The organism is Variovorax atrisoli (assembly GCF_014195185.1).
GTDB lineage: Bacteria > Pseudomonadota > Gammaproteobacteria > Burkholderiales > Burkholderiaceae_C > Variovorax > Variovorax atrisoli.
Genome location: NZ_JACIBG010000002.1, coordinates 566,403 through 589,002, shown reverse-complemented (window position 1 = coordinate 589,002; position 22,600 = coordinate 566,403). Strand labels below are relative to the sequence as shown.

20 protein-coding genes are annotated in these 22,600 nt (G+C 68.4%); 8 read left to right on the top strand and 12 right to left on the bottom strand.

The features are described 5' to 3' along the window. Window positions 1-51 precede the first annotated feature (51 nt). The 5 genes from FHY06_RS09635 to FHY06_RS09615 all read right to left on the bottom strand — a co-directional run bounded on the left by FHY06_RS09635 (window position 52) and on the right by FHY06_RS09615 (window position 5,554). A complete protein-coding gene (locus tag FHY06_RS09635; RefSeq protein WP_019656806.1) occupies window positions 52-1,440 on the bottom strand; it encodes a sigma 54-interacting transcriptional regulator in 1,389 nt (462 codons plus the stop codon). A gap of 64 nt (window positions 1,441-1,504) precedes the next feature. Beyond that, window positions 1,505-2,164: a flagellar assembly peptidoglycan hydrolase FlgJ gene (locus tag FHY06_RS09630; protein ID WP_019656807.1), complete on the bottom strand. Its 660-nt coding sequence runs from the start codon at window positions 2,162-2,164 to the stop codon at window positions 1,505-1,507. 61 nt (window positions 2,165-2,225) lie between these two features. Beyond that, window positions 2,226-3,653 (bottom strand): sensor histidine kinase, encoded by a 1,428-nt coding sequence (locus FHY06_RS09625; RefSeq protein ID WP_019656808.1) that lies wholly within the window; start codon window positions 3,651-3,653, stop codon window positions 2,226-2,228. Further along, window positions 3,653-5,002, bottom strand: a complete 1,350-nt coding sequence (miaB, locus tag FHY06_RS09620) for a tRNA (N6-isopentenyl adenosine(37)-C2)-methylthiotransferase MiaB (RefSeq protein ID WP_184604662.1) — start codon at window positions 5,000-5,002, stop codon at window positions 3,653-3,655. Before miaB ends, FHY06_RS09625 begins: the two co-directional genes overlap by 1 nt. 90 nt (window positions 5,003-5,092) lie before the next feature. Further along, a complete protein-coding gene (locus tag FHY06_RS09615) occupies window positions 5,093-5,554 on the bottom strand; it encodes a hypothetical protein (RefSeq protein ID WP_184604660.1) in 462 nt (153 codons plus the stop codon). Between the two features lie 250 nt (window positions 5,555-5,804). On the opposite strand from FHY06_RS09615, the gene FHY06_RS09610 reads away from it, so the two are divergent. Both FHY06_RS09610 and FHY06_RS09605 read left to right on the top strand, forming a co-directional pair. Then, window positions 5,805-6,989: an efflux RND transporter periplasmic adaptor subunit gene (locus tag FHY06_RS09610; RefSeq protein ID WP_019656811.1), complete on the top strand. Its 1,185-nt coding sequence runs from the start codon at window positions 5,805-5,807 to the stop codon at window positions 6,987-6,989. A gap of 55 nt (window positions 6,990-7,044) precedes the next feature. Further along, window positions 7,045-10,203 (top strand): efflux RND transporter permease subunit, encoded by a 3,159-nt coding sequence (locus FHY06_RS09605; RefSeq protein WP_019656812.1) that lies wholly within the window; start codon window positions 7,045-7,047, stop codon window positions 10,201-10,203. A 162-nt stretch (window positions 10,204-10,365) separates the two neighbouring features. On the opposite strand, the gene FHY06_RS09600 is transcribed toward FHY06_RS09605, so the two are convergent. From FHY06_RS09600 to FHY06_RS09585, 4 genes are all read right to left on the bottom strand, one after another. After that, window positions 10,366-11,007, bottom strand: coding sequence for a histidine phosphatase family protein (locus FHY06_RS09600; RefSeq protein ID WP_019656813.1), 642 nt, complete (start codon window positions 11,005-11,007; stop codon window positions 10,366-10,368). 20 nt (window positions 11,008-11,027) lie between these two features. Then, entirely contained in the window at window positions 11,028-11,654 is a 627-nt protein-coding gene (locus FHY06_RS09595; RefSeq protein ID WP_019656814.1) for a DUF4136 domain-containing protein, read from the bottom strand. A gap of 47 nt (window positions 11,655-11,701) precedes the next feature. Then, the gene (gene ttcA, locus FHY06_RS09590) at window positions 11,702-12,646 is read right to left on the bottom strand and encodes a tRNA 2-thiocytidine(32) synthetase TtcA (RefSeq protein ID WP_019656815.1); all 945 of its coding nucleotides are present in this window, start codon (window positions 12,644-12,646) and stop codon (window positions 11,702-11,704) included. 67 nt (window positions 12,647-12,713) lie between these two features. Beyond that, the gene (locus tag FHY06_RS09585) at window positions 12,714-13,706 is read right to left on the bottom strand and encodes a LysR family transcriptional regulator (RefSeq protein WP_184604657.1); all 993 of its coding nucleotides are present in this window, start codon (window positions 13,704-13,706) and stop codon (window positions 12,714-12,716) included. 100 nt (window positions 13,707-13,806) lie between these two features. On the opposite strand from FHY06_RS09585, the gene FHY06_RS09580 reads away from it, so the two are divergent. Next, window positions 13,807-15,039, top strand: a complete 1,233-nt coding sequence (locus FHY06_RS09580) for an MFS transporter (RefSeq protein ID WP_019656817.1) — start codon at window positions 13,807-13,809, stop codon at window positions 15,037-15,039. A gap of 21 nt (window positions 15,040-15,060) precedes the next feature. On the opposite strand, the gene FHY06_RS09575 is transcribed toward FHY06_RS09580, so the two are convergent. Next, entirely contained in the window at window positions 15,061-15,435 is a 375-nt protein-coding gene (locus FHY06_RS09575; RefSeq protein ID WP_019656818.1) for a dihydroneopterin aldolase, read from the bottom strand. Window positions 15,436-15,446: 11 nt separating this feature from the next. Further along, complete coding sequence (locus FHY06_RS09570; RefSeq protein ID WP_184604655.1) at window positions 15,447-16,226, bottom strand: SDR family oxidoreductase; 780 nt, start codon at window positions 16,224-16,226, stop codon at window positions 15,447-15,449. Between the two features lie 23 nt (window positions 16,227-16,249). On the opposite strand from FHY06_RS09570, the gene FHY06_RS09565 reads away from it, so the two are divergent. From FHY06_RS09565 to FHY06_RS09545, 5 genes are all read left to right on the top strand, one after another. Next, complete coding sequence (locus FHY06_RS09565) at window positions 16,250-17,365, top strand: class I SAM-dependent methyltransferase (protein ID WP_184604653.1); 1,116 nt, start codon at window positions 16,250-16,252, stop codon at window positions 17,363-17,365. A gap of 997 nt (window positions 17,366-18,362) precedes the next feature. Then, window positions 18,363-19,253: a TauD/TfdA dioxygenase family protein gene (locus tag FHY06_RS09560; protein ID WP_184604651.1), complete on the top strand. Its 891-nt coding sequence runs from the start codon at window positions 18,363-18,365 to the stop codon at window positions 19,251-19,253. A gap of 28 nt (window positions 19,254-19,281) precedes the next feature. Further along, on the top strand, window positions 19,282-20,292 hold the full coding sequence (locus tag FHY06_RS09555; protein ID WP_126182561.1) for an ABC transporter substrate-binding protein: 1,011 nt from the start codon (window positions 19,282-19,284) through the stop codon (window positions 20,290-20,292). Then, complete coding sequence (locus FHY06_RS09550) at window positions 20,292-21,224, top strand: ABC transporter ATP-binding protein (RefSeq protein WP_409327446.1); 933 nt, start codon at window positions 20,292-20,294, stop codon at window positions 21,222-21,224. The genes FHY06_RS09555 and FHY06_RS09550 overlap by 1 nt, the downstream gene beginning before the upstream one ends. Further along, window positions 21,221-22,090 (top strand): ABC transporter permease, encoded by an 870-nt coding sequence (locus FHY06_RS09545; protein WP_184604647.1) that lies wholly within the window; start codon window positions 21,221-21,223, stop codon window positions 22,088-22,090. Before FHY06_RS09550 ends, FHY06_RS09545 begins: the two co-directional genes overlap by 4 nt. Window positions 22,091-22,115: 25 nt before the next feature. Here FHY06_RS09545 and FHY06_RS09540 read toward each other — a convergent pair whose 3' ends face one another. Further along, window positions 22,116-22,514, bottom strand: a complete 399-nt coding sequence (locus tag FHY06_RS09540) for a DUF5329 family protein (protein WP_184604645.1) — start codon at window positions 22,512-22,514, stop codon at window positions 22,116-22,118. Between the last annotated feature and the right edge of the window lie 86 nt (window positions 22,515-22,600).

Below are 22,600 nucleotides of genomic sequence, written 5' to 3'. Positions count from 1 at the left end.
TTGGATTGCCGGTGGGCTTTGCCCAATGAAATCAACGACTTAGCAGCGTCGCTACTCGGCGACAGGGTCTCCGCCGCCAGCGACAGCGTCCGCCTTGAAGTGGCCCGGGGTGAGTTCGTGCTTCTGCAGCAGCCGGTAGAACTCGGTGCGATTCCGGTCGGCGAGGCGGGCCGCGTCGGCCACGTTCCCGTCCGTCAGTTTCAGCAGGCCGACCAGGTAGTCGCGCTCGAAACGCTGCTTGGCCTCGGCGTAGGTCTGCACCTCGACCGTCGGCACGCGCAGCGCCCGCTGCACCAGCGCCAGCGGGATCAGCGGCGAGCTCGACAGCGCGCAGACCTGTTCCACCACGTTGTAGAGCTGGCGCACGTTGCCCGGCCACGCGGCCATGGTCAGCGCCTTCAGCGCCTCGGGGGCGAAGCCCGAGAGCCGCTTGCCGTACTTGGTCGACAGGCGCTGCAGGAAGTGGTTGGCCAGAAGCGGGATGTCTTCCCGGCGCGCCGACAGCGGCGGCAGCGTCAGCGTCACCACGTTCAGGCGGTAATAGAGGTCTTCGCGGAACTGCCCGGCCTCCATCGCGGCGTCGAGGTCGCGGTGGGTGGCCGAGACGATGCGAACGTCGACCTGGATCGACTGGCTCGCGCCCAGCGGTCGCACCGCGCGCTCCTGCAGCACGCGCAGCAGCTTGACCTGCAGGGCGGGCGGCATGTCGCCGATCTCATCCAGCAGCAGCGTGCCGCCGTCGGCCTGCTGGAACAGGCCCTTGTGATTGGCGTGGGCGTCGGTGAAGGCGCCCTTCATGTGGCCGAAGAGTTCCGACTCGAGCAGCGCCTCGGGGATGGCGCCGCAGTTGACCGCCACGAAGGGCTTGTCGGCGCGCGCGCTGGCCTTGTGGATGGCGCGCGCCAGCATCTCCTTGCCGGCGCCGGAGTCGCCGCGCAGCAGCACCGAGGCGTCCGACTTGGCGACCATGCGCGCCTCGGCCAGCAGCTCGGCCATGCGGTTGCTGCGGCTCACGATCTCGGAGCGCCAGCTGTCGTCGCCGGCCTTGCTGGGCGTGGCGGCGGGGGCGCCGAGCGCCAGCGCCTGCGCGATCTTCTCGAGCAGCTCGCGGCCGTCGTAGGGCTTGGTGAGATAGGTGAAGACGCCGCGCGCCGTGGCCTCGACCGCATCGGGAATGGTGCCGTGCGCGGTCAGCAGGATCACCGGCAGCGAGGGATGGCGCTTGCGGATTTCGTCGAAGAGCTGCAGGCCGTCGCGCCCGGGCAGGCGCACGTCGCTCAGCACCAGTTGCGGATGCTCGATCTCGAGCTGCGTGAGCGCGGTCTCGGCCGAGGTGACGGCCGTGACCTGGTAGCCCGCCGAGCTCAGCCGCATCGAAAGCAGCCGCAGCATGTCCGGGTCGTCGTCGACCACGAGGAGGCGGGCGCCGGTAGTGCTCATCGAAGAATCTCCATGCTTGGCGCTGCGGTGCTGCGGGCTTGCCTGCGGCGGCGCTGCAGCACGCTCATTGGCTCGGCTTGCTGCCCGCAGGCGGCGCGGCCGGTGCCGGGTTCATGTTGGGCCGCGCGAAGCTGCGCTCGATGGCGCGCAGCGCTTCGATGCGGTCGTTGAGCTGGTCGATGCGGCGCTGGCTGTCGCGCAGTTGCTGCACCTGCCTGTCGCGGTCGTCTTCCACGCGGCGCTGCTCCACGTAGCGCGCGGCCAGCGCGCGGGCCAGCGGCTGCAGCGGCTGCGCCTCGGGCGCGGGGTTGGCGATCACGCGCTGCAGCAGGCCCAGCGCGCGCGCCAGATCGGCCGGAACGCGGGTCTGCGAAAGCAGCAGCGCCAGCTGCATCTGCACCGTGGGCGAGTCGCCGGGGTCGCCGATGCGGGCGATCTCGGCGCTGAGGTCGGCGCCGTTGAGCGGGCGCACCTTGTCGGCGTACGACAGCATCGAGGACACCGGGCCCTGCAACATCGTCGAGAACAGCGACGCGGCGGGCTGCGTGGCCGGCGCCCTGGGTTCGGCCTCCACCGGCATCACGCGCGGCACGACCGGCGGGGGCGGCAGCGCTTCGGCCTCGGCGGGCGGCTTGGGCTGCGAGGCACAGGCGGCCAGCAGCAGGATGAAAGGCACGGTCATCGCCCCGGCGAAGGAGGAGCGGCGGACGAACGGAAAAGACATGGGTCGAAGAAGGACGCGAGGCGTTCGGACGGTGTGTTCTGGAGAGGGGAAGCCGGGGTGGTCAGGCCGTGCGCGGCAGCTCGATGCGGAAGTGCGCACCGGGACCGCCGGGCTGCAGTGTGATGCGGCCCCCGTGGGCTGCAATGTACTCCTGCACGATGGAAAGTCCGATGCCCGTGCCCTTCACGGTGTGTTCGGGCTGGCGCTCGCCGCGGAAGAAAGGCTCGAAGATCCGGTCGCGGTCCCCCTCTGCGATGCCCGGCCCGGCGTCGTTCACGTCGATGTGCACCGCTTCCGGTGTCTGCGACACGGTCAGCGTGATGACACCTCCCGTTACCGAAAAGCGGATGGCGTTGCTCAACAGGTTGGCGATGGCGGTGCCCAGCTTGGCGCGGTCGACCGTGACGGTGACCGCTTCACCCTCGGCGCGCACCCGCAGGCCGTGCGACTGCCACTGCAGGCGCTGGCCCTCGATCTGCTCCTCGATCAGCGGCAGCAGCTCGGTGCGTTCGCGGCGCAGTTCGCGTGCTTCGAAGGCGGCGGCGTTGAAGCGCAGCAGCGCCTCGATCTGGCCCTGCAGCGCCACGGTGTTCTGGTTGAGGATCTGTGCCACCTCCAGCTGCGCCGGGTTCAGCGGCCCGGTCACGCCGTCTTCCAGCAGCGACACGCCCTCGCGCAGCGCGGCCAGCGGCGTCTTCAGCTCATGCGACACGTGGCGCAGGAAGCGGGCCTTGTCGGCGTCGAGCTCGGTCAGGCGCAGGCGCAGCCATTCGAGCTGCTGCGACACGCGACGCACGTCGGCCGGGCCGCGGATGTCGATTGGCTCGTCGAGCCGGTTCTGGCCGAGTCCGACGATGGCGTGCTCCAGCCGCTTGAACGGCCGCGCCAGCCAGATGCCGAATGCCAGCGCCAGCGAGACCGCGAGCACGCTCGCGGCCACCACCTCGCGCATCAGCCGGCGGCGCGCGTTCTCGATGCGCCTGGCCAGCGCGTCGTTCTGCGTCTCGATGAGGAACTGCGCCTGCTGCGCGATGTTGGTGTTGAGCGCGTCGAGCTCGCGGAACTGCATCGCCATCGTGCTCTCGCGGGCCAGGGCGCTGTCGGCGCTGCCGCTCATCAGGCCCTCGATCACGCCGAGCTGGGTGCGCCACATCTCGATGCCGGCGGGCGGCAGGCCGTTCTTCTCCAGGCGCTCGAGTACCTGGTGCGCCTCGCGCGCGGCGTCGTCGAAGCGGCGGCGCAGCACCGCGTCGTTCAGCACCAGCGACTGGCGCCCGGCGCGCTCCATCGCCGCGCTGCGCTCGGCCAGCGACTGCGAGGCGCCCGACAGGCGCAGCGCGCGCGCGGCCGCGTCGCGGCTCTGGGTCATGAGCGCGTCGTACTGCAGCACCGAGCGAATCGCCACGCCCACCAGCAGGGCGGTGATCAGCAGGAAGGCGAAGAGCAGGAGCTGCTGGAACGAGCCCCGCATGGATGGACGCTTCGCCATCAGTGCTGGGCGAGCGCCATCGGCGATTCGTTGGTGACGACCTCGCCGCGCAGCGTGTAGGCCAGCGAGCGGGTGATGCGCAGGTCGGCCATCTGGCCCACCAGCCGCGCATCGCCCTCGAAGTTGACGACGCGGTTGCAGGCGGTGCGGCCCATGAGCTCGGTTGCGTCCTTGCGCGAGGCGCCTTCCACCAGCACGCGCTGCGTGGTGCCGACAAGCGCCTGGCCGAAGCGCTTCACGTTGGCGTCGATCACGCCCTGCAGCTTCTGCAGGCGTGCGAGCTTCACCTCGTGCGGGGTGTTGTCGTGCAGCGCGGCCGCCGGCGTGCCGGGGCGCGGACTGAAGATGAAGCTGAAGCTGGCGTCGAACTGGCAGTCGTCGATCAGCTTCATCATCCTGTTGAAGTCGTCCTCGGTCTCGCCGGGGAAGCCGACGATGAAGTCGCTGCTCAGGGCCAGCTCGGGGCGGATGGCGCGCAGCTTGCGCACCGTGCTCTTGTATTCCATGGCGGTGTAGCCGCGCTTCATCGCCATCAGGATGCGGTCGCTGCCGTGCTGCACCGGCAGGTGCAGGTGGCTCACGAGCTGCGGCACCTTCGCATAGGCCTCGATCAGGCGCGGCGTGAACTCGTTCGGATGGCTGGTGGTGTAGCGGATGCGCTCGATGCCGGGAATCTCGGCGACGTATTCGATGAGCAGCGCGAAGTCGGCGATCTCGGCGGTGTCGCCCATCCTGCCGCGGTAGGCATTCACGTTCTGGCCCAGCAGCGTGATCTCGCGCACGCCCTGGTCGGCCAGGCCGGCGATCTCGACCAGCACGTCGTCGAGCGGACGGTTCACTTCCTCGCCGCGGGTGTAGGGCACCACGCAGTAGCTGCAGTACTTGGAGCAGCCTTCCATGATCGACACGAAGGCGGTCGCGCCTTCGACGCGCGCGGGCGGCAGGTGGTCGAACTTCTCGATCTCGGGGAAGCTGATGTCCACCTGCGGGCGGTCCAGGCGCTCGCGGTCGCTCAGCATCTCGGGCAGGCGGTGCAGGGTCTGCGGGCCGAACACGATGTCGACATAGGGCGCGCGCGCGATGATGGCTTCCCCCTCCTGGCTGGCCACGCAGCCGCCTACGCCGATCTTCACGCCCTTGGCCTTCAGGTGCTTCACGCGGCCGAGGTCGGAGAACACCTTCTCCTGCGCCTTCTCGCGCACCGAGCAGGTGTTGAACAGGATGAGGTCGGCCTCGTCCACGTTCTGGGTGGGCTCGTAGCCTTGTGCGGCGTTGAGCACGTCGGCCATCTTGTCCGAGTCGTACTCGTTCATCTGGCAGCCGAAGGTCTTGATGAATACTTTTTTCATGGGGAGCTCTCTCTCGCGGCCCCTGCCTTAGGCGGGGGCACGGCGGCCGGGCGCGCGGCAACCTGCCGCGCCGGCCGTCTTCTTGCTTGCTTACTGCGTGTTGAGGGTGTCGTTCGAGGTGAACGGCCAGACGTTCAGGAACGGCTTGTTCAGCGATTCGCGGCTGGCGGTGGCTTCGGTCGGCGTGAGGATCCACACCTCGCGCAGCAGCCCGGCGGCGTCGCGCGTGTAGTTGACGAGGTACTTCTGGCCGATGATGGCCCCGGGCATGACCAGCATGTTCTGGTCGCTGCGGATGCGCGCGCCGGCGCCCAGGCGGTCGGGCTTGCCGTCGAGCTCGACGTCGGGTGCGTTGGTCACCATGAACTTGCCGCGCAGGGTGCCGACAGGGAAGACGCGGCCGCCCACGATCGACTCGTTCTGGGTCTGGGGGCGGGGGACTTCGTCCTGCGCGCTGGCGGCCAGCGGGAAAAGGCCTGCGGCAGCAATGGCTGCTGTGCAAAGCGCTATGGAAGTGAGAGCATTCGTGGGGTTTTTCTTGCAGCGGTTCATGGGGTTCATCCAGAGGCTGTGGACCGGCGATTTTAGCGATGGGCCCCTGTCCGCCCGTGCCGGCCGCAGCGAGTAGTGCGACTTTCGGTTGACCTGCTTTACATTTCTTTACGGGACCCGTGATCGCCAGGAGTCGGCCGCTGATCCAATAGCCATGTCAGCCCAAAGTGCACAAGAACCCATGAAGAAAAATGTCGCCGTCGCCCTCGGGGGCGTGTTGATCGTAGCCGTCGCGCTCGGGTGGTGGAGCATGTCGGGGGACAAGTCCGCCGCCCAGACGGCCAAGGCGCCGGGCGCCAAGGGCGGCGCCCCGGCGGGCGGCGCGCCCGCGCTGGTGACGCTGGCCACGGCGAAGAAGCAGGACGTGCCCGTGACCGTGCAGGTCAATGGCAGCGTGGTCTCCCTCAACAGCGTCGACCTGCGCCCGCAGGTGACCAACACGGTGAGCGCGGTGCACGTGAAGGAGGGCCAGTTCGTCAAGGCGGGCCAGCTGCTCTTCTCGCTCGACGACCGCAACGACCAGGCCAACCTCGCGCGCGCGAAGGCGCAGCAGCAGAAGGACGAGGCCACGCTGGCCGACCTCGAGCGCCAGTACAGGCGCAGCCAGGAGCTGGTGGCCCAGAACTTCATCGCCAAGAGCGCGGCCGACGCCACGCTCTCGCAGCTCGAGGCGCAGCGCGCCGCCGTGGCGGCCGACCGCGCAGCCGTGCAGTCGGCGCAGGTGGCGCTGGGCTATGCCACGCTGCGCGCGCCCATCGCGGGGCGCATCGGCGCGGTCAACATCTACCCGGGAACGCTGGTGCAGCCGACGCTGTCGCTGGTGACCGTCACGCAGCTCGACCCGATCGCCGTGAGCTTCCCCGTGCCCGAGGCCAACCTGCAGGACCTGCTGGAGGCCGCGCGCTCGCGCTCGAAGGTCGAGGCCGTCGTCCCCGGCCGCAGGGAGCCGCTGACGGGCACGCTCGACTTCGTCGACAACACCGTCGATCCGACCATCGGCACCGTGCGCGCCAAGGCCGTGTTCGGCAACCCCGACCAGAGCCTGTGGCCCGGGCAGTTCGTGGCCACGCGCATCACGGTGCGCACGCTCGGCGGCGCCACGGTGGTGCCGGCGGCGGCGCTGATGATGCTGTCCGACGGCGCCTCGCTCTACGTGGTGGACGAGGCCAAGACCGCCACGCGCCGCAAGGTGAAGGCGCTGCACACCTTCGGCACGCAGGTGGCCGTGAGCGGCGTCGAGCCCGGCGAGCAGGTGGTGATCGAGGGCAGCCAGAACGTGCGCCCGGGCGGCAAGGTGCGCGTGGACGAGAAGGCACCGGCTGCCGCTCCGGGTGCGCCGGGCTCGCCTTCCAACGGCACCACGGGCGTCACGCCCGGCAGCGCGGCGTCATCCGACGGCACCGACGCCAAGCCGCCGCGCCGGGAACGCGCATGAGCCGCCGGGCCGCTCCGAAGGCGAATACCGCAGCGCGAAGCGCGGAGGTCGACCGATGAACATCTCGGAACTCTGCATCCGCCGTCCGGCGATGACGGTGCTGCTGTCCGCCGCCGTGGTGGTCATCGGCATCTTCGCGTACTTCAGCATCCCCGTCGCCGCGCTGCCCAGCTACAACACGCCGGTCATCAACGTCAACGCTCAGCTGCCGGGGGCGAGCCCCGACACCATGGCGTCTTCGGTGGCGCTGCCGCTGGAAAAGCAGTTCTCGACCATCCCGGGCCTGCAGACCATCAGCTCGGTGAACACGCAGGGCGTGACCTCGCTCACGCTCGAATTCGTCAGCAGCCGCGACATCGACGCCGCCGCCGTCGACGTGCAGGCAGCGCTGCTGCGCGCCCAGCGCCAGCTGCCGCAGGAGCTGACGCAGCTGCCCTCGTACCGCAAGGTGAACCCGGCCGACGCGCCGGTGCTCTTCATCGCGCTGATCTCGCCGTCGATGAACCCGTCGGAGCTCAACGACTACGCCGAAAACCTCATCTCGCCCACGCTCTCGACCATCGACGGCGTGGCGCAGGTGGGCGTGTACGGCCGCAAGGCCTTCGCGGTGCGCATCAAGGCCAACGCCGACCTGCTCAACGCGCGCAACATCACGCTCGACGAGCTGGCCAAGGCGGTGAACACGGCCAACGCCAACACGCCGGTCGGCGTGCTCGACGGCCCGCGCCAGACGCTCACCATCCAGGCCAACCGACAGCTCATGAAGGCGGCCGATTTCGCCAAGCTGATCGTCGGACAGCGCAACGGCTCGCCGGTTCGCCTTGACGAGGTGGCGACCATCGAGGACAGCTTCGAATCGGTGAAGACCGCCAGCAGCTTCAACGGACAGGATTCCATCTCGCTGGCCGTGCAGCGCCAGCCCAACGCCAACACCGTGCAGGTGGTGGATGCGGTGCGCGCGCTGATCCCGCGCTTCAAGGCGGAGTTGCCGCAGTCGGTCGAGATCCAGATGGTGAACGACCGCTCCATCTCCATCCGCGAGGCGGTGCACGACGTGCAGCTCACGCTGCTGGGCACCATCGCGCTGGTGGTGCTGGTGATCTTCCTGTTCCTGCACCGGCTGGTGGCCACGCTGATCCCGGCCGCGACCATCCCCATTTCGCTGATCGGCGCGGTGGCGCTGCTCTATGCCTTCGGCTACAGCCTGGACAACATCTCGCTGCTGGGCATCACGCTCGCGGTGGGCCTGGTGGTGGACGACGCGATCGTGGTGCTGGAGAACATCATGCGCTACGTCGAGAAGGGCATGGACCCGTTCGCCGCGGCGCTGCGCGGCGCGCGAGAGGTGGGTTTCACCATCGTGTCGATCTCGATCTCGCTGGTGGCGGTTTTCATCCCGATCTTCTTCATGCCGGGGGTGATCGGCCTGCTGTTCCACGAGTTCGCGGTGGTGGTGGCGCTGGCGGTGCTGGTGTCGGCGGTGGTGTCGCTCACGCTGGTGCCGATGCTCGCGAGCCGCCTGCTCAAGCAGGTGCCGCGCAAGGAAGGCGCGCTCGACCACGAGGAAGAGCATCCCGAGCCCGGCACCGCCATCGGCCGCGCCTTCGAGCGCGGCTATCGCAAGGTGCATGCGACCTACATGAGCACCCTCGACTGGACGCTGGGGCACCGCAAGGTGATGCTGCTGATGGCGGCGCTGACCTTCGTCGTCACCGGCTGGCTGTTCGCGACCATCCCCAAGGGCTTCTTCCCCGAGGAGGACATCGGCCAGATCCAGATCACCACCGAGGCCGCCGAAGACATCTCCTTCGTCGCCATGAAGGCGCTGCAGGACCGCGTGGCCGCCGCGCTCAAGGACGATCCGAGCGTCGACTACGTGAGCTCCTTCGTCGGCGTGGGCGGGCCCACCGCCACGCAAAACTCGGGCCGCCTCTTCGCGGTGCTCAAGCCGCGCAGCGAGCGCCCGCAGATGTCGAAGGTGCTCGAGTCGCTGCGCCAGCGCTTCCGCGAGATCCCGGGCATCGCCGTCTACATGCAGCCGGTGCAGAACCTGCGCCTGGGCGGGCGCCAGAGCAAGGCGCGCTTCCAGTACACGCTGCAGAGCGTGAACGCGGGCGAGATGGTGCCGTGGGCTACGCGGCTCATGGAGCGCATGCGCGCAGACCCCGACTTCCGCGATGTCACCAGCGACTCGCAGAACCGCGGCCTGCAGGCCACACTCGACATCGACCGCGACAAGGCCGGCGTGCTCGGCGTGGCCGTGGGCGACCTGCGCACCGCGCTCTACAACGCCTACGGCGACCGCCAGATCGGCAGCATCTACGGCCCGAGCAACACCTACCAGGTGATCCTCTCGGCCGCCGACAACGACCGCCAGTTCGAGGAAGACGTCTCGCGCCTGTCGGTGCGCAGCACCACCGGCAAGCTGGTGCCGCTGTCGGCCTTCTCGACCGTCAAGCGCACCGTGGGACCCACCGCGGTGAACCACCAGGGCCAGCTGCAGGCGGTGACGGTGTCGTTCAACCTCGCGCCCGACGTGCCGCTGGGCAACGCGACCGCGAAGATCGACCGCTTCAAGGAAGAGCTGAAGATGCCCGCGTCGATCATCACCACCTACGGCGGCGATGCGGCGGTGTTCCAGAGCTCGCAGTCGAGCCAGGCCGTGCTGCTGGTGCTGGCGGTGCTGGTCATCTACGTGCTGCTGGGCGTGCTCTACGAGAGCTACATCCATCCCATCACCATCCTGGCAGGCCTGCCTTCGGCCGCAGTGGGCGCGCTGATCTCGCTGAAGATCTTCGGCTTCGACCTCACACTGATCGCCACCATCGGCATCCTGCTGCTGATCGGCATCGTGAAGAAGAACGCGATCATGATGATCGACTTCGCGCTCGAGGCTCAGCGAACCGAGGGCATGAAGCCGGTCGACGCGATCCGCGAAGCCTGCCGCCTGCGCTTCCGCCCCATCCTGATGACCACGCTGGCCGCGCTCATGGGCGCGCTGCCCCTGGCCCTGGGCCTGGGCGCCGGCGCCGAACTGCGCCAGCCCCTGGGTGTGGCGGTGGTGGGCGGCCTGATCTTCTCGCAGGTGATCACGCTGTACATCACGCCGGCGATCTACCTCGCCCTCGACCGCTACAGCGGCACCGGTCCGATGGTCGACCTGCCGGGTGAGGCGCAGGCCGAGGTGGCCCACTCGCAGCACTCGCACGCCTGAAGGCGGGAGCCGCAGCCGAACACACAGGTAAGACAGGAAGACAGAAGCTGCGCAAAAGTCGCGAAAGAAACCGGGAAACCCTTTCAGGTCTTCTTTCGCAGCCTTTGCGAAGCCTTCGCGTCCTTTGCGGCATCTGCGGCCAGCAGCCCGATCCCGACCGCGTCAGGTGGTCGTTTCGTCGAGAGCACCGTCCGTGAGGTGCGTCGTATCGCTCCACCCGACGAGGCTGAACCCCTCGCTCGTCCACAGCATGCGGTTGATCGCCGCGTTGCCGAGCTGCCAGGTGCGCGGCGCCTGCAGTTCCTGGCGCGTGGCTGCGCGGTAGAGCACGTCCATCACGCCGCCGTGCGCCACCAGCACCACCAGTTCGCCCGGATGGCGCGCCGCCAGTTCGGCCGCCACGCCCGTGACGCGGTCGCGGAAGGTCAGGAGGCTCTCGCCGCCCTCGGGTTCGAACTCGGGGTCGCGCTCGCGCCAGCGCCTGGCTTCCACCGGCAGCGTGGCCTCGATCTCGGCGAAGCTCATGCCCTCGAACTTGCCGAAGGCGCGCTCGCGCAGGCGCGGCTCGGGCTGCACGGCCAGGCCGTGGGGCTCGGCGATGGCCTGTGCTGTCTGCCAGGCGCGCGAGAGGTCGCTGGCATAGACGACGCCGATGGGCTCGTCGGCCAGCGCCGCGCCCGCGCGCTGCGCCTGCCAGACGCCGGTGGCGTTGAGCCCGATGTCGAGCTGGCCCTGGATGCGGGTGTCGACGTTCCAGGCGGTTTCGCCGTGGCGAACTGCGATCAGGCGGGTGGGTTCTTCCATCCGGGGAATTCTAGAAGCCGCTATTTCCTGGCCTGCTGGGCCGTCGGCAGTTCGATGTTGACCCGGCGTTCGCCCTGCGGCGGGTTCGGGAAGCCCTGCAGCGCCGCCTGGAACATCACCGGCAGGATCGCAGCGCTGGAGGTGTAGGGGCCGTCGTTGCGGGCGCGGGTCTCGTAGACCACGCGGTTGGTGCCGGCCTCGCGCAGCACGATGCTCACCTCGCGCTCGTACCAGGGATTGGCAGGCGGCGCGAACGCCGGGCCGCCATACCAGCCGCCGCCGTACCAGCGCCGGCCGTAGTAGCCATAGCCTCCCCAGCCGTAGCCCCAGGGGCCGTTGTAGAGCCATGGATCGGCCCAGGGCGAGAGGCCGGCCGTCACGCGCGCGCCGATCTGTGCGGTGTACTGGGCCTTGGCGTCGTCGCGGCGCAGACCGACTTGGTCGAGCGCCGCGCCGGCCATGGCTTCGAGCGATTCCTGCCGCGCGCCGTCGGCCTGCTGCGAGGGCAGGCGGTCGAAGCGGTAGGTGGCGCCGGGCGCGATGGCGCCGGGGGAGGCGAAGCTCTTCACGTCGCTGTCGACCACCCAGGAGGTGGCGCAGCCCGTCAGGCTTGCGGCGAGAAGAAGAGCCGAGAACGCAGATTTCATGAGGGTCTCCGGGCACCGGGTGCCCCAAATTCCCCTGGGTTGCCCGTTCAGCCCTGGACGATGCGCAGGGCGGCAGGTGCCTGGGAGAGCAGATCGAAGGAAGGCGGATCGAAGGCCTTGTCGCCCTCGTCGTCCGCCACGCCGGTCGCCTTCAGACCCTTGAAGTCGTGCTGCGTTCCGTCGAGCAGGTGCGAAGGCACCACGTTCTGCAGCGCGGTGAACATGTTCTCCACGCGACCGGGATATTTCTTGTCCCACTCGCGCAGCATTTCGCCCACCTGCTTGCGCTGCAGGTTCTCCTGGCTGCCGCACAGCGTGCACGGAATGATCGGGAATTCGCGGTGCTGGGCCCAGCGGATGGTGTCCTTCTCGGACACGTAGGCCAGCGGGCGGATCACCACGTGCCTGCCGTCGTCGCTCACCAGCTTGGGCGGCATGCTCTTGAGCTTGCCGGCGAAGAACATGTTGAGGAAGAAGGTCTGCAGCATGTCGTCGCGGTGGTGGCCCAGCGCGACCTTGGTGGCGCCCAGCTCGTCGGCCACGCGGTAGAGGATGCCCCGGCGCAGCCGGCTGCACAGGCCGCAGGTGGTCTTCCCCTCGGGGATCACGCGCTTGACGATGCTGTAGGTGTCCTGGTTCTCGATGTGGAAGTCCACGCCCAGCTCGCTCAGGTACCTGGGCAGCACCTCCTCGGGAAAGCCGGGCTGCTTCTGGTCGAGGTTGACCGCGACGATGTCGAAGTGGATGGGCGCGCGCGCCTTCAGCTTGAGCAGGATGTCGAGCAGCGCGTAGCTGTCCTTGCCGCCCGAGACGCACACCATGACCTTGTCGCCCTCCTCGATCATGTTGTAGTCGACGATCGCCTGCCCGACCTGGCGGCACAGGCGCTTCTCGAGCTTGTGCGTCTCGCGCTCGATCTTCATGGAATTGGCGGGAGAGGAGGCGGTGGCGTCGGCGGTGGCGGGCGCCTCGTCGATCCAGACGGCGTTCATGGGCAGGCTGCTTCGGGGAGTCGGGGGAAGGGTGTGATTGTCCCCGATCCCCACTTCACCTGCCATGTCACCCGCCATCTCGCCTGTCATCCGGCCCATTTCCCGGGGCTCCCGCCGCGGGGATCGGGCTTTCCGGAAAGGCCTGCCGCATCGCCTCCACGAAGAGCCGCAGCCTCGCTGGATAGAAGCGCGCATACGGATACACGATGTACACCGGCGCCGGCACACCGCGCCACCGGGGCGCCAGGTGCACCAGCCGGCCCGCCTCCAGCTCCTCGGTCAGCATCCAGGCCGACGACACGCCGACGCCCGCGCCCAGCACGGCCGCACTGCGCAGGGCGTAGAGGCTGTCGGTGATCATGCGAGGGCGTATCGGCACCCGGTACACCTCGCCCGTGCCCTCGTGCGTGAACACCACCTCGGTCCGGTAGAAATTGCGCGCCGCCAGCCAGGGCAGGGCTTCGAGCTCGCCGGGATGCGCCGGCACCGGCGTGCCGGCCCCGAAGAGCGACGGCGCCCCGACCGCGATGCGAGGAACGTCGAAGAGGCGGATCGCCACGGCATTGGGGTCCGTCACCTCGCCCACGCGGATCGCGCAGTCGACGCCCTCGGCGATGAAATCGGGCGTGTCGTCGTGCGGGCTGTCGTGCAGCAGCCATTCGACCGTCACCTGCGGATGGCGCTTCAGATAGGAGGCCAGGGGCCCGACCAGCAGCTGCTGCCCGAAGGCATGCGGCACCACCACGCGCAGCCGCCCCTCGGGCTGGTCGCCCACGCCGCGCAGCTCGGCCTCGAAGGCGCCCCAGCTCAGGATCAGCTCCTTGGCGCGCTCGAAGCAGCGCTCGCCGTCTTCCGTGAGCTTCATCGCATGGGTGGATCGCTGCAGCAGCCGCACGCCCAGCGAGCGTTCGAGCGCCTGCAGGCGGCGGCTCACGGTGGGCTGGGTGGTGCCCATCTGGGCCGCGGCGGCCGACAGGCTGCCGGCCTCGACGATGCGCACGAAGGTCTGCATCAGCTCGATGCGGTCGGCCGGAGGCGGGGGAGGCAGAAGCGTGGTCATGCGTCGAGCGTATATCAATTGTTCGGCCCCCAGGGCTACCTTCAGAGGAGGATGGCCCGCAAACTCCAGCCCTTGCTTCTCGAAACCAAGGGTTTACACCATGTCTTCCATTCAAAAAGCGCATGAAAAGCTGCCGGGATCGCTGATCCTGCTGCTGGCTGCCAGCGCCGGCTTCGGCGTCGCGGCGCTCTACTACAGCCAGCCCATGCTGGGCGTGCTCGGCCCCGACATCGGCGCCTCCGCCCGCTCCGTGGGCTTCGTGCCCACGCTCACGCAACTGGGCTATGCGCTGGGCATCCTGCTGCTCGCGCCGCTGGGCGACCGCTTCGACCGGCGCCGCATCATCCTCGCCAAGGCCTCGGTGCTGGTGCTCGCACTGCTGGGCGCGGCCTTCTCGCCCTCGGTCGCGCCGCTGCTGGCGGCGAGCCTCGTCATCGGGCTCTCTGCCACGCTGGCCCAGGACGTGGTGCCGGCCGCCGCCACACTGGCGCCCGAGGCGCATCGCGGCCGCATCGTCGGCACGGTGATGACCGGGCTGCTGCTGGGCATCCTGCTGTCACGCGTGCTCGCCGGCTTCGTGGCCGAGCACTTCGGCTGGCGCACGATGTTCGTCGTCGCGGCCGTGAGCATCGCGTTCATCGGCGCCGCCGCGGCGCGCGGCCTTCCGCGCCTGCGCCCGACCACGCACCTGGGCTACGGCGCGCTGCTGGGTTCGCTGGCCGGCCTGTGGAAGCGCCATGGCGCGCTGCGCCGCGCGACCTTCGCGCAGGCCCTGCTGTCGGTGGGCTTCAGCGCCTTCTGGTCGACGCTGGCCGTGATGCTGCATGGCGCGCCGTTCCACCTGGGCAGTGCGGCGGCCGGTGCCTTCGGCCTGGCCGGTGCTGCGGGCGCGCTGGCTGCGCCCATCGCCGGGCGCCTTGCCGACCGCCGCGGTCCCGAGCTGGTGATCCGCATGGGCGCCGTGCTGGTCGCCGTGTCGTTCGCCGCGATGCTGTTCGCACCGCTGCTGGCGACGCCCGCCGCGCGGCTGGGGCTGATCGTGGTCGCCGCCATCGGCTTCGACTTCGGGCTGCAGGCCGCGCTGATCGCGCACCAGACGGTGGTCTACGGCATCGACCCCGGTGCACGCAGCCGGCTCAACGCGGTGTTCTTCACGGGTGTGTTCGTCGGCATGGCCACGGGCTCGGCGCTGGGTGCCCTGGTGCTGGCGCAGTGGGGATGGCCGGGCGTGGCGGCGATGGCCTCGGTGTCGGCGCTCGGGGCGCTGGCGGTGCGCATGTGGCCTGCCGCCTCGAAGAAGAAGGCAGCCGTTGCCTGCGGCTCGGCCGCCTGAAATGCAGGACGTCCGGCTAGCTCACCACTGGCCGGCTTCCATGCGGATCGCCACCTCGCAGTCGTCGAAGATCTCGAGCTTGGCGATCTTCACGCGCACGCCCAGCACGCCGGGCAGCTGCAGCAGCCGCTGCGCCAGCTTGCCGATCAGGCTCTCCAGCAGGTTGACGTGCTCGGCGGTGCACTCGTCGATGATGATGCGGCGCACCTTGCGGTAGTCGAGCACGTGGAAGATGTCGTCGTCCTGCGGCAGCAGCGGCTGGGGGCCGAGATTGAGTTCGGCGTCGACCAGGATCGGCTGGGGCGCCGTCTTCTCCTGCTCGAGGATGCCCAGGTTGGCGTCGAAGCGCAGGCCCTGGAGTGTGAGTGTCTGGTGGCCGTGCGAGGGAGTGGACATGGTGGATGGGCTCACATGAGCGAGAAATCGCGCTCGAATTTCATCAGGTGCTGGCCGCCGTCCACCAGCAGCGTGGTGCCGGTGATGGAGCGGTTCTCCAGCGCGAACTTCACCGTGGCGGCCACGTCCCCGGGCGTGGAGGAGCGGCCCAGCGGCGAGAGCTTGTGCAGTTGCGCGAACTTGTGGTCGTCGAGCATGTGGCTCGCCAGCGTGAGGCCGGGCGCCACGCCCACCACGCGCACCCTTGGCGCGAGGGCCAGCGCCAGCAGCGGCGTCGCCGCTTCGAGGGCCGCCTTCGACAGCGTGTAGCTCAGGAAGTCGGGGTTCGGGTTCCAGAGCTTCTGGTCGAGCAGGTGCACGACGGCGCCGTGGGCATCGCGCGCGGCCAGGTGCTCGTGCAGCGCATTCGCCAGCAGGATGGCCGCGCCGGTGTTGCTGCGCGCGTGGCGCTCCATGAGCGCATAGCCGAAGGTGGAAGCCTCGTCGTGCTCGAAGAGGGCGGCGCTGTGCACCACGGCATCGACGCTGCGAAAGCGCGCCACCACGCGGGGCAGCAGGGCGCGGGTGGCCTGCTCGTCGTCGAGGTCGGCTGCGAACAGGGCCGAGTCGCCCGAGAGCGCGGCGCAGTCGGCGACCGTCTGCTCGGCTTCGGCGCGCGAGTTCCGGTAGTGCACCGCCACCTGCCATCCGCCCGCGGCGAGCGCGAGCGCGATCTCGCGGCCGAGCCGGCGGCCCGCGCCCGTGACGAGTACCGTGCGGGGGGAGTTGGATGCTGGGGAGGCGGGGCTCATGCGGGGAGAGGGAGAATGGCGCTGTGACGACAAAGACGACCCCCAGCAGTTTACCTACCGCCCTCGACCACCTCATCGCGCGTTCCATCGAACGCGCGGGCGGCTGGATCGGCTTCGACCGCTTCATGGCCCTCGCGCTCTATGCGCCCGGCCTCGGCTACTACGCCAACACGCTGGCCAAGTTCGGCCACATGCCCTCTTCAGGCAGCGACTTCGTGACCGCGCCCGAACTCACGCCCATGTTCGGCCACGCCCTGGCCGCGCAGGTGGCTGAGGCGCTGGAAAAGACAGGCACCGACACCGTGTGGGAATTCGGCGCCGGCTCCGGTGCGCTGGCCGTGCAGTTGCTGCATGCGCTCGACGGCATGGGACGTGGCGACGTGCGCTATCGCATCGTCGACCTGTCGGGCACCTTGCGCGAGCGGCAGCAGCAGGCGCTCGCCGCACATGCGGGCCGCGTCGAATGGCTCGACGAGCTGCCCGAGGCGATGGAAGGCGTGGTGGTCGGCAACGAAGTGCTCGATGCGATGCCGGTGCAACTGCTGGCCCGGGTCGGCGGGCAGTGGTTCGAGCGCGGGGTGGTGCGCAACGCCACCGACGATGGATGGGCCTGGGCCGACCGCGAGACCGAACTTCGGCCGCCGGTCGATGTGCCTGGAGAGCATGACTACCTCACCGAGATCCACCCGCAGGCCAGGGCCTTCGTCGCGACCCTGGCCGACCGCTTGAAGAAGGGAGCTGCGTTCTTCATCGACTACGGCTTTCCCGAGGCCGAGTACTACCACCCGCAGAGGCACATGGGGACCGTGATGTGCCATCGAGGGCACAAGGCCGATGGGGACCCGCTGTCGGACGTCGGATTGAAGGACATCACGGCGCATGTCGACTTCACCGGGATTGCGCTGGCTGGGCAGGATGCGGGGCTTGCCGTGCTGGGCTATACGAGCCAGGCGCGGTTTCTGCTGAACTGCGGATTGCTTTCCCTGATGGAGCGGGGCTCTGTTGCCGAGCGGGGGATGGCGGCTCGGCTCATTCATGAGCATGAGATGGGGGAGTTGTTCAAGGTGGTGGGGTTTGCTGTGGGGGGGGGTTGGGAGGCGATGGGGTTTGGTGAGGGGGATCGGAGTCATACGCTCTGATCTCTCTTTGGCTTTTTGGTCGGTGAGGGTTGGTTGGTTTCCGGGGCCGGGACTCGCCCCGGCGGGCGACCTACTTTCTTTTGCTTCGCCAAAAGAAAGTAGGCAAAGAAAAGGCGACCCCACTGTCTGCGACCCTTCGCTTCGCTACGGGCAACCTGCGGTGCTCGCGTTTCGCGGGGTCTCGCCCAAACTCGCTTCGCTCAGACAAGGGCGAGCCCTGATCCGCGAAACGCTGCGCTCCTCGGCGCAGCCAGAGGGGAGGGGAGAGATTCGGGCCATCGCGTTGCTCGGCCTCCAAGCACTGCAGGCGCTTTGCGCCTGCAGTGCTTGGAATGAATTGCGGGATCGCTCCGTGTCGCTTCGAGGGGCGCTTGCTGGTGGTACGCAGCGGTGCCGGGAACCGAGAGTCGTCTTGCGCATCGCGACCGCATCAGCATCTCACCCAAGACAACGAGCCTGAACACAGGCTCGAAATCAATCCGAGGCCCGAATCCCTGGCCGAGCAAAGCGAAGGCCCGTCCAGGCCGTTCCCAAAGCCGAGCGAAGCGATGGCGCGTGTCTCTCCCTTCTGGCTGCGCCGAGGAGCGCAGACGTAGGAGGGACAAGGGCCGCAGCTGTCTGAGCGCAACGCAGTGGAGCGAGTTCTGCGGACCCCCTCCTACGTCGAGCACCGCAGGTTGCCCGTAGCGAAGCGAAGGGACGCGGACAGCAGGGTCGCCTTTCTTTTGCCTACGTTTCTTTGGCGAAGCAAAGAAAAGTAGGTCGGCTGCCGGGCCGAGACCCGGCCCCGGAAAGCAAACCCAAAACAACTTTTCATCAAGATAAAAAACCCGCCGGGCGGCCCCCCCGGGGTGGCAAGCAACTACTCAGAGTCTCACCAAGACTCAAGCGCCAACGCAATGAGCCAGCCCAAGCCCCAGTCCCGCCAAAAACATAGTCATAAGCTAGCAACAAAGAGTTCGTTGGCGATCCCAACCCCGCCCCCTACATTCCCGGCATGACTGCCGCCCTAACCAGCGAGGTAGACGCCCCCTCGCAGCACTTCGAAGTCCGCCCCTTCTCCGCCCCCGTAGGCGCCGAAATCCTCGGCCTCGACATCTCGAAGCCCATCAGCACCGAAGACTTCGCCCGCATCCACAAGGCCCATCTGGACCATCACGTCCTGGTCTTCCGCAACCAGCAGATCACCCCGCAGGAGCACATCGACTTCAGCCGCCGCTTCGGCCCGCTCGAGATCCACGTCCTGCACCAGTTCCAGCTCAAGAACCATCCCGAGATCCTCATCGTCTCCAACATCAAGGAGAACGGCGAGCCCATCGGCCTCGGCGATGCGGGTGTCTACTGGCACTCCGACATCTCGTACAAGCCCAAGCCCAGCCTCGGTTCGCTGCTGCACGCGCAGGAGCTTCCCAGCGAAGGCGGCGACACGCTCTTCGCCGACCAGCATCTCGCATGGGAATCGCTGAGCCCCGAGCTGCAGCAGCGCATCCTGCCGCTGAAGGCCGAGCACAGCTATCTCGCGAAGTACGAGGAACTGCGCGCGAAGAACCCGTGGCGGCCGAAGCTTTCGCAGGCGCAGATCGACCAGGTCGCGCCTGCCGTGCAGCCGGTGGTGCGCACGCATCCGGAGACGGGGCGCAAGGCGCTGTTCGTCAGCGAGCACTTCACGACGCGCATCGTCGGGCTTCCGCAGGCAGAGAGCGACGCGCTGCTCGCCGAGCTGTTCGCGCACAGCGTGAAGCCCGAGTTCGTGTATCGCCACAAGTGGGAGCCGCACGACCTGGTGTTCTGGGACAACCGCTCGCTGATGCACCTGGCAGCCGGCACGCCCGACCACCTGCGCCGGCGCCTCAACCGCACCACGATCGTCGGCGACACGCCTTTCTGATTCTTTCCATTCCCTGCTTCCGACAAAAATGAACCGTTTCACCCGCAAAGCCGCGGCGCTCGTCGCCGGCCTCGGCCTCCTGGCCGGCAGCCTTTCCGCACATGCCGAAGGCCAGATCCGCATCGCCGAACAGTTCGGCATCGTCTACCTGCTGCTCAACGTGGCGCAGGAGCAGAAGCTCATCGAGAAACATGCGAAGGCCGCGGGCATCGACGCCAAGGTCGAGTGGGTCAAGCTCTCGGGCGGCTCGGCGGTGAACGACGCGCTGCTGTCGGGCAACATCGAGATCGCAGGTGCCGGCGTGGGGCCGCTGCTCACGCTGTGGGACCGCACCAAGGGCAAGCAGAACGTGAAGGGCGTGGCCTCGCTGGGCAACTTCCCGTACTACCTCGTGAGCAACAACCCGAACGTGAAGTCGATCGCCGACTTCACCGACAAGGACCGCATCGCGCTGCCCGCGGTGGGCGTGTCGGTGCAGTCGCGTGTGCTGCAGTTCGCCTCGGCCAAGCTGTGGGGCGACAAGGAGTTCAACAGGCTCGACAAGATCAGCGTGGCGGTGCCGCACCCCGATGCAGCGGCCGCCATCATCAAGGGCGGCACGGAGATCACGGCGCACTTCGGCAATCCACCGTTCCAGGAGCAGGAGCTCGCGGGCAACCCGAACGCGCGCATCGTGCTCAACTCGTACCAGGTGCTGGGCGGCCCGTCGTCGGCGACGGTGCTCTACGCCACCGAGAAGTTCCGCAGCGAGAACCCGAAGACGTACAAGGCCTTCGTCGATGCGCTCGACGAGGCGGCGAAGTTCGTCACCGCCAATCCTGAGAAGGCGGCCGACATCTACCTCAAGGTGAGCAACGCGAAGCTCGATCGCGACCTGCTTCTGAAGATCATCAAGAACCCCGAGGTGCAGTTCAAGACCACGCCGCAGAACACCTATCCGCTGGCCGAGTTCATGCACCGCGTGGGTGCGATCAAGAACAAGCCGGCTTCGGTGAAGGACTACTTCTTCGACGACGCGCAGAACGTGTCGGGGAATTGATGAGCATGGCCGAGGCGTCTTCGGGGTTCGACTCCTTCCCCCTCTGGGGGAAGGTTGGGATGGGGGCTGGCAGGGCGGTGAATGCGCGGGCGCCGTCTGCCCCCACCCCAGCCCTCCCCCAGCGGGGGAGGGAGCAAGACGCCAAGGGACAGGCATTGCTGCAGGTCGACAACGTCAGCCTCGAATACCGCACCCCCGAGCGCGTCGTGCGCGCCACGCACCGCGTGAGCTTCGACGTCCATGCCGCCGACCGCTTCGTGCTGCTCGGTCCCTCGGGCTGCGGCAAGTCGACGCTGCTGAAGGCGGTGGCTGGCTTCATCCCGCCGGTCGAGGGCGAGATCCGCCTCGACGGAAGGCGGGTGGCGCAACCCGGCCCCGACCGCATCGTCGTGTTCCAGGAGTTCGACCAGCTGCCGCCGTGGAAGACCGTGAAGCAGAACGTGATGTTCCCGCTGCTGGCCTCGCGCACGCTCGGCAAGAAGGAAGCGGCCGAGCGCGCGCTGCACTACCTCGACAAGGTCGGCCTCTCGAAGTTCGCCGACGTGCATCCGCACCAGCTCTCCGGGGGCATGAAGCAGCGCGTGGCGATCGCACGCGCACTGGCGATGCAGCCGCGCGTGCTGCTGATGGACGAGCCCTTTGCCGCGCTCGATGCGCTCACCCGCCGCAGGATGCAGCAGGAGCTGCTCGAGCTGTGGGACGAGGTGCGCTTCACGCTGCTGTTCGTCACCCACTCCATCGAGGAGGCGCTGGTGGTGGGCAACCGCATCGCGCTGCTGTCGCCGCATCCGGGGCGCATGCGCGCCGAGATCAACAGCCACGCCTTCACGCTCGACAGCCTGGGCGGCGCCGAATTCCAGGGCACGGCGCAGCGCATCCACGACATGCTGTTCGAAGAAGAAGGGCAGGCAAGCGCGGAGGCCGCAGCATGAGCGCCGTCATCCCGCCGATCCGCCCTGAATACGAGCGCACGCTCGAGCCTTTCACCGAAGTGCCGGTCGAGCGCCGGCTGCCGCTGGGCGAGCGCATCTGGTCGCAGGCCTGGCTGCGCAAGGGGCTGATCCTTGCCGTCATCGCGGTGCTGTGGGAGCTGGCAGCACGGTGGCAGAACAACGAGCTGCTGCTGCCCACCTTCACCGCCACCGCGGCGGCACTGTTCGAGGGGCTTGCAAGCGGCGAGCTCATCGAGAAGGTGCGCATCTCGCTGGCCGTGCTGCTGCAGGGCTACGTCGCCGGCGTGCTGCTGGCCTTCGCGCTCACCACGCTGGCGGTGTCGACGCGCATCGGCCGCGACCTGCTGGACACGCTCACTTCCATGTTCAACCCGCTGCCCGCCATCGCGCTGCTGCCGCTGGCGCTGCTGTGGTTCGGGCTCGGACGCGGCAGCCTGGTGTTCGTGCTGATCCATTCGGTGCTGTGGCCGCTGGCGCTCAACACCTACGCGGGCTTCCAGGGCGTGCCCGACACGCTGCGCATGGCCGGGCGCAACTACGGGCTCAGGGGGCTGCGCTACGTGCTGCAGATCCTGGTGCCGGCGGCGCTGCCGTCGATCCTGTCGGGGCTGAAGATCGGCTGGGCCTTCGCCTGGCGCACGCTGATCGCGGCGGAGCTGGTGTTCGGGGCTTCGTCGGGCAAGGGCGGGCTGGGCTGGTACATCTTCCAGAACCGCAACGAGCTCTACACCGACCGCGTCTTCGCCGGCCTCGCGCTGGTGGTGCTGATCGGCCTGCTGGTCGAGAGCCTGGGCTTCAGGACGCTGGAGCGGCTGACGGTGCGCCGCTGGGGGCAGCAGCGCTAGCTGCTGGCTTGCCGGCCCGCGGCGGCTAGCCGCCGGCCTTCTTCGCGCCCGTTGCCTGCCGCAGCGCGCGCAGCTCGCTGTTGAGGAACTCGTTGGCGTCGCGCACCGTACCGTTGGTGAGCTTGACCTTGTAGGCCTGCCCGGTCATCTCCGAGCGCGAGGCGCAGCGCTCGATGAAGTCCTCGGCCGTGAGCAGTTCCTTTTTGAAGTAGTCGTACTTCGCCTGCATGTGCCTGGCGGCGTCGGAGGCGTTGTACTCGCTGCCGTTGCGCAGGAAGATCATCGAGCTCATCTTCGAGACCCGCTGGATCAGCGTGTCGATCAGCTTGTCTTCGGTGTCGGAGGGCGTGGCGTGGGCCAGCAGGGCCGCGGTGCCGAGCATGAGGGCGAGCAGCGCCGTGCGCAGGTGTGTGAAAGAAGCCATTTGTCGTAGTTCGTGGCAATTTCCGGGCCATGCTAGGGCTGGCTGCCCCGCCGTGTCAAACCCGCCCCGGCTCGGGTCTAATTGCA

What these genes read in the sequence shown, in the direction of transcription:
- FHY06_RS09540 (WP_184604645.1), bottom strand. Translation starts at nt 22,514, where the DNA reads ATGGCTTCTTTCACACACCTGCGCACGGCGCTGCTCGCCCTCATGCTC.
- ttcA (WP_019656815.1), bottom strand. Translation starts at nt 12,646, where the DNA reads ATGAACGCCGTCTGGATCGACGAGGCGCCCGCCACCGCCGACGCCACC.
- FHY06_RS09625 (WP_019656808.1), bottom strand. Translation starts at nt 3,653, where the DNA reads ATGGCGAAGCGTCCATCCATGCGGGGCTCGTTCCAGCAGCTCCTGCTC.
- FHY06_RS09615 (WP_184604660.1), bottom strand. Translation starts at nt 5,554, where the DNA reads ATGAACCGCTGCAAGAAAAACCCCACGAATGCTCTCACTTCCATAGCG.
- FHY06_RS09585 (WP_184604657.1), bottom strand. Translation starts at nt 13,706, where the DNA reads ATGACCACGCTTCTGCCTCCCCCGCCTCCGGCCGACCGCATCGAGCTG.
- FHY06_RS09575 (WP_019656818.1), bottom strand. Translation starts at nt 15,435, where the DNA reads ATGTCCACTCCCTCGCACGGCCACCAGACACTCACACTCCAGGGCCTG.
- FHY06_RS09600 (WP_019656813.1), bottom strand. Translation starts at nt 11,007, where the DNA reads ATGGAAGAACCCACCCGCCTGATCGCAGTTCGCCACGGCGAAACCGCC.
- FHY06_RS09630 (WP_019656807.1), bottom strand. Translation starts at nt 2,164, where the DNA reads ATGTCTTTTCCGTTCGTCCGCCGCTCCTCCTTCGCCGGGGCGATGACC.
- FHY06_RS09605 (WP_019656812.1), top strand. Translation starts at nt 7,045, where the DNA reads ATGAACATCTCGGAACTCTGCATCCGCCGTCCGGCGATGACGGTGCTG.
- FHY06_RS09555 (WP_126182561.1), top strand. Translation starts at nt 19,282, where the DNA reads ATGAACCGTTTCACCCGCAAAGCCGCGGCGCTCGTCGCCGGCCTCGGC.
- FHY06_RS09635 (WP_019656806.1), bottom strand. Translation starts at nt 1,440, where the DNA reads ATGAGCACTACCGGCGCCCGCCTCCTCGTGGTCGACGACGACCCGGAC.
- FHY06_RS09570 (WP_184604655.1), bottom strand. Translation starts at nt 16,226, where the DNA reads ATGAGCCCCGCCTCCCCAGCATCCAACTCCCCCCGCACGGTACTCGTC.
- FHY06_RS09580 (WP_019656817.1), top strand. Translation starts at nt 13,807, where the DNA reads ATGTCTTCCATTCAAAAAGCGCATGAAAAGCTGCCGGGATCGCTGATC.
- FHY06_RS09550 (WP_409327446.1), top strand. Translation starts at nt 20,292, where the DNA reads ATGAGCATGGCCGAGGCGTCTTCGGGGTTCGACTCCTTCCCCCTCTGG.
- miaB (WP_184604662.1), bottom strand. Translation starts at nt 5,002, where the DNA reads ATGAAAAAAGTATTCATCAAGACCTTCGGCTGCCAGATGAACGAGTAC.
- FHY06_RS09560 (WP_184604651.1), top strand. Translation starts at nt 18,363, where the DNA reads ATGACTGCCGCCCTAACCAGCGAGGTAGACGCCCCCTCGCAGCACTTC.
- FHY06_RS09610 (WP_019656811.1), top strand. Translation starts at nt 5,805, where the DNA reads ATGTCGGGGGACAAGTCCGCCGCCCAGACGGCCAAGGCGCCGGGCGCC.
- FHY06_RS09545 (WP_184604647.1), top strand. Translation starts at nt 21,221, where the DNA reads ATGAGCGCCGTCATCCCGCCGATCCGCCCTGAATACGAGCGCACGCTC.
- FHY06_RS09595 (WP_019656814.1), bottom strand. Translation starts at nt 11,654, where the DNA reads ATGAAATCTGCGTTCTCGGCTCTTCTTCTCGCCGCAAGCCTGACGGGC.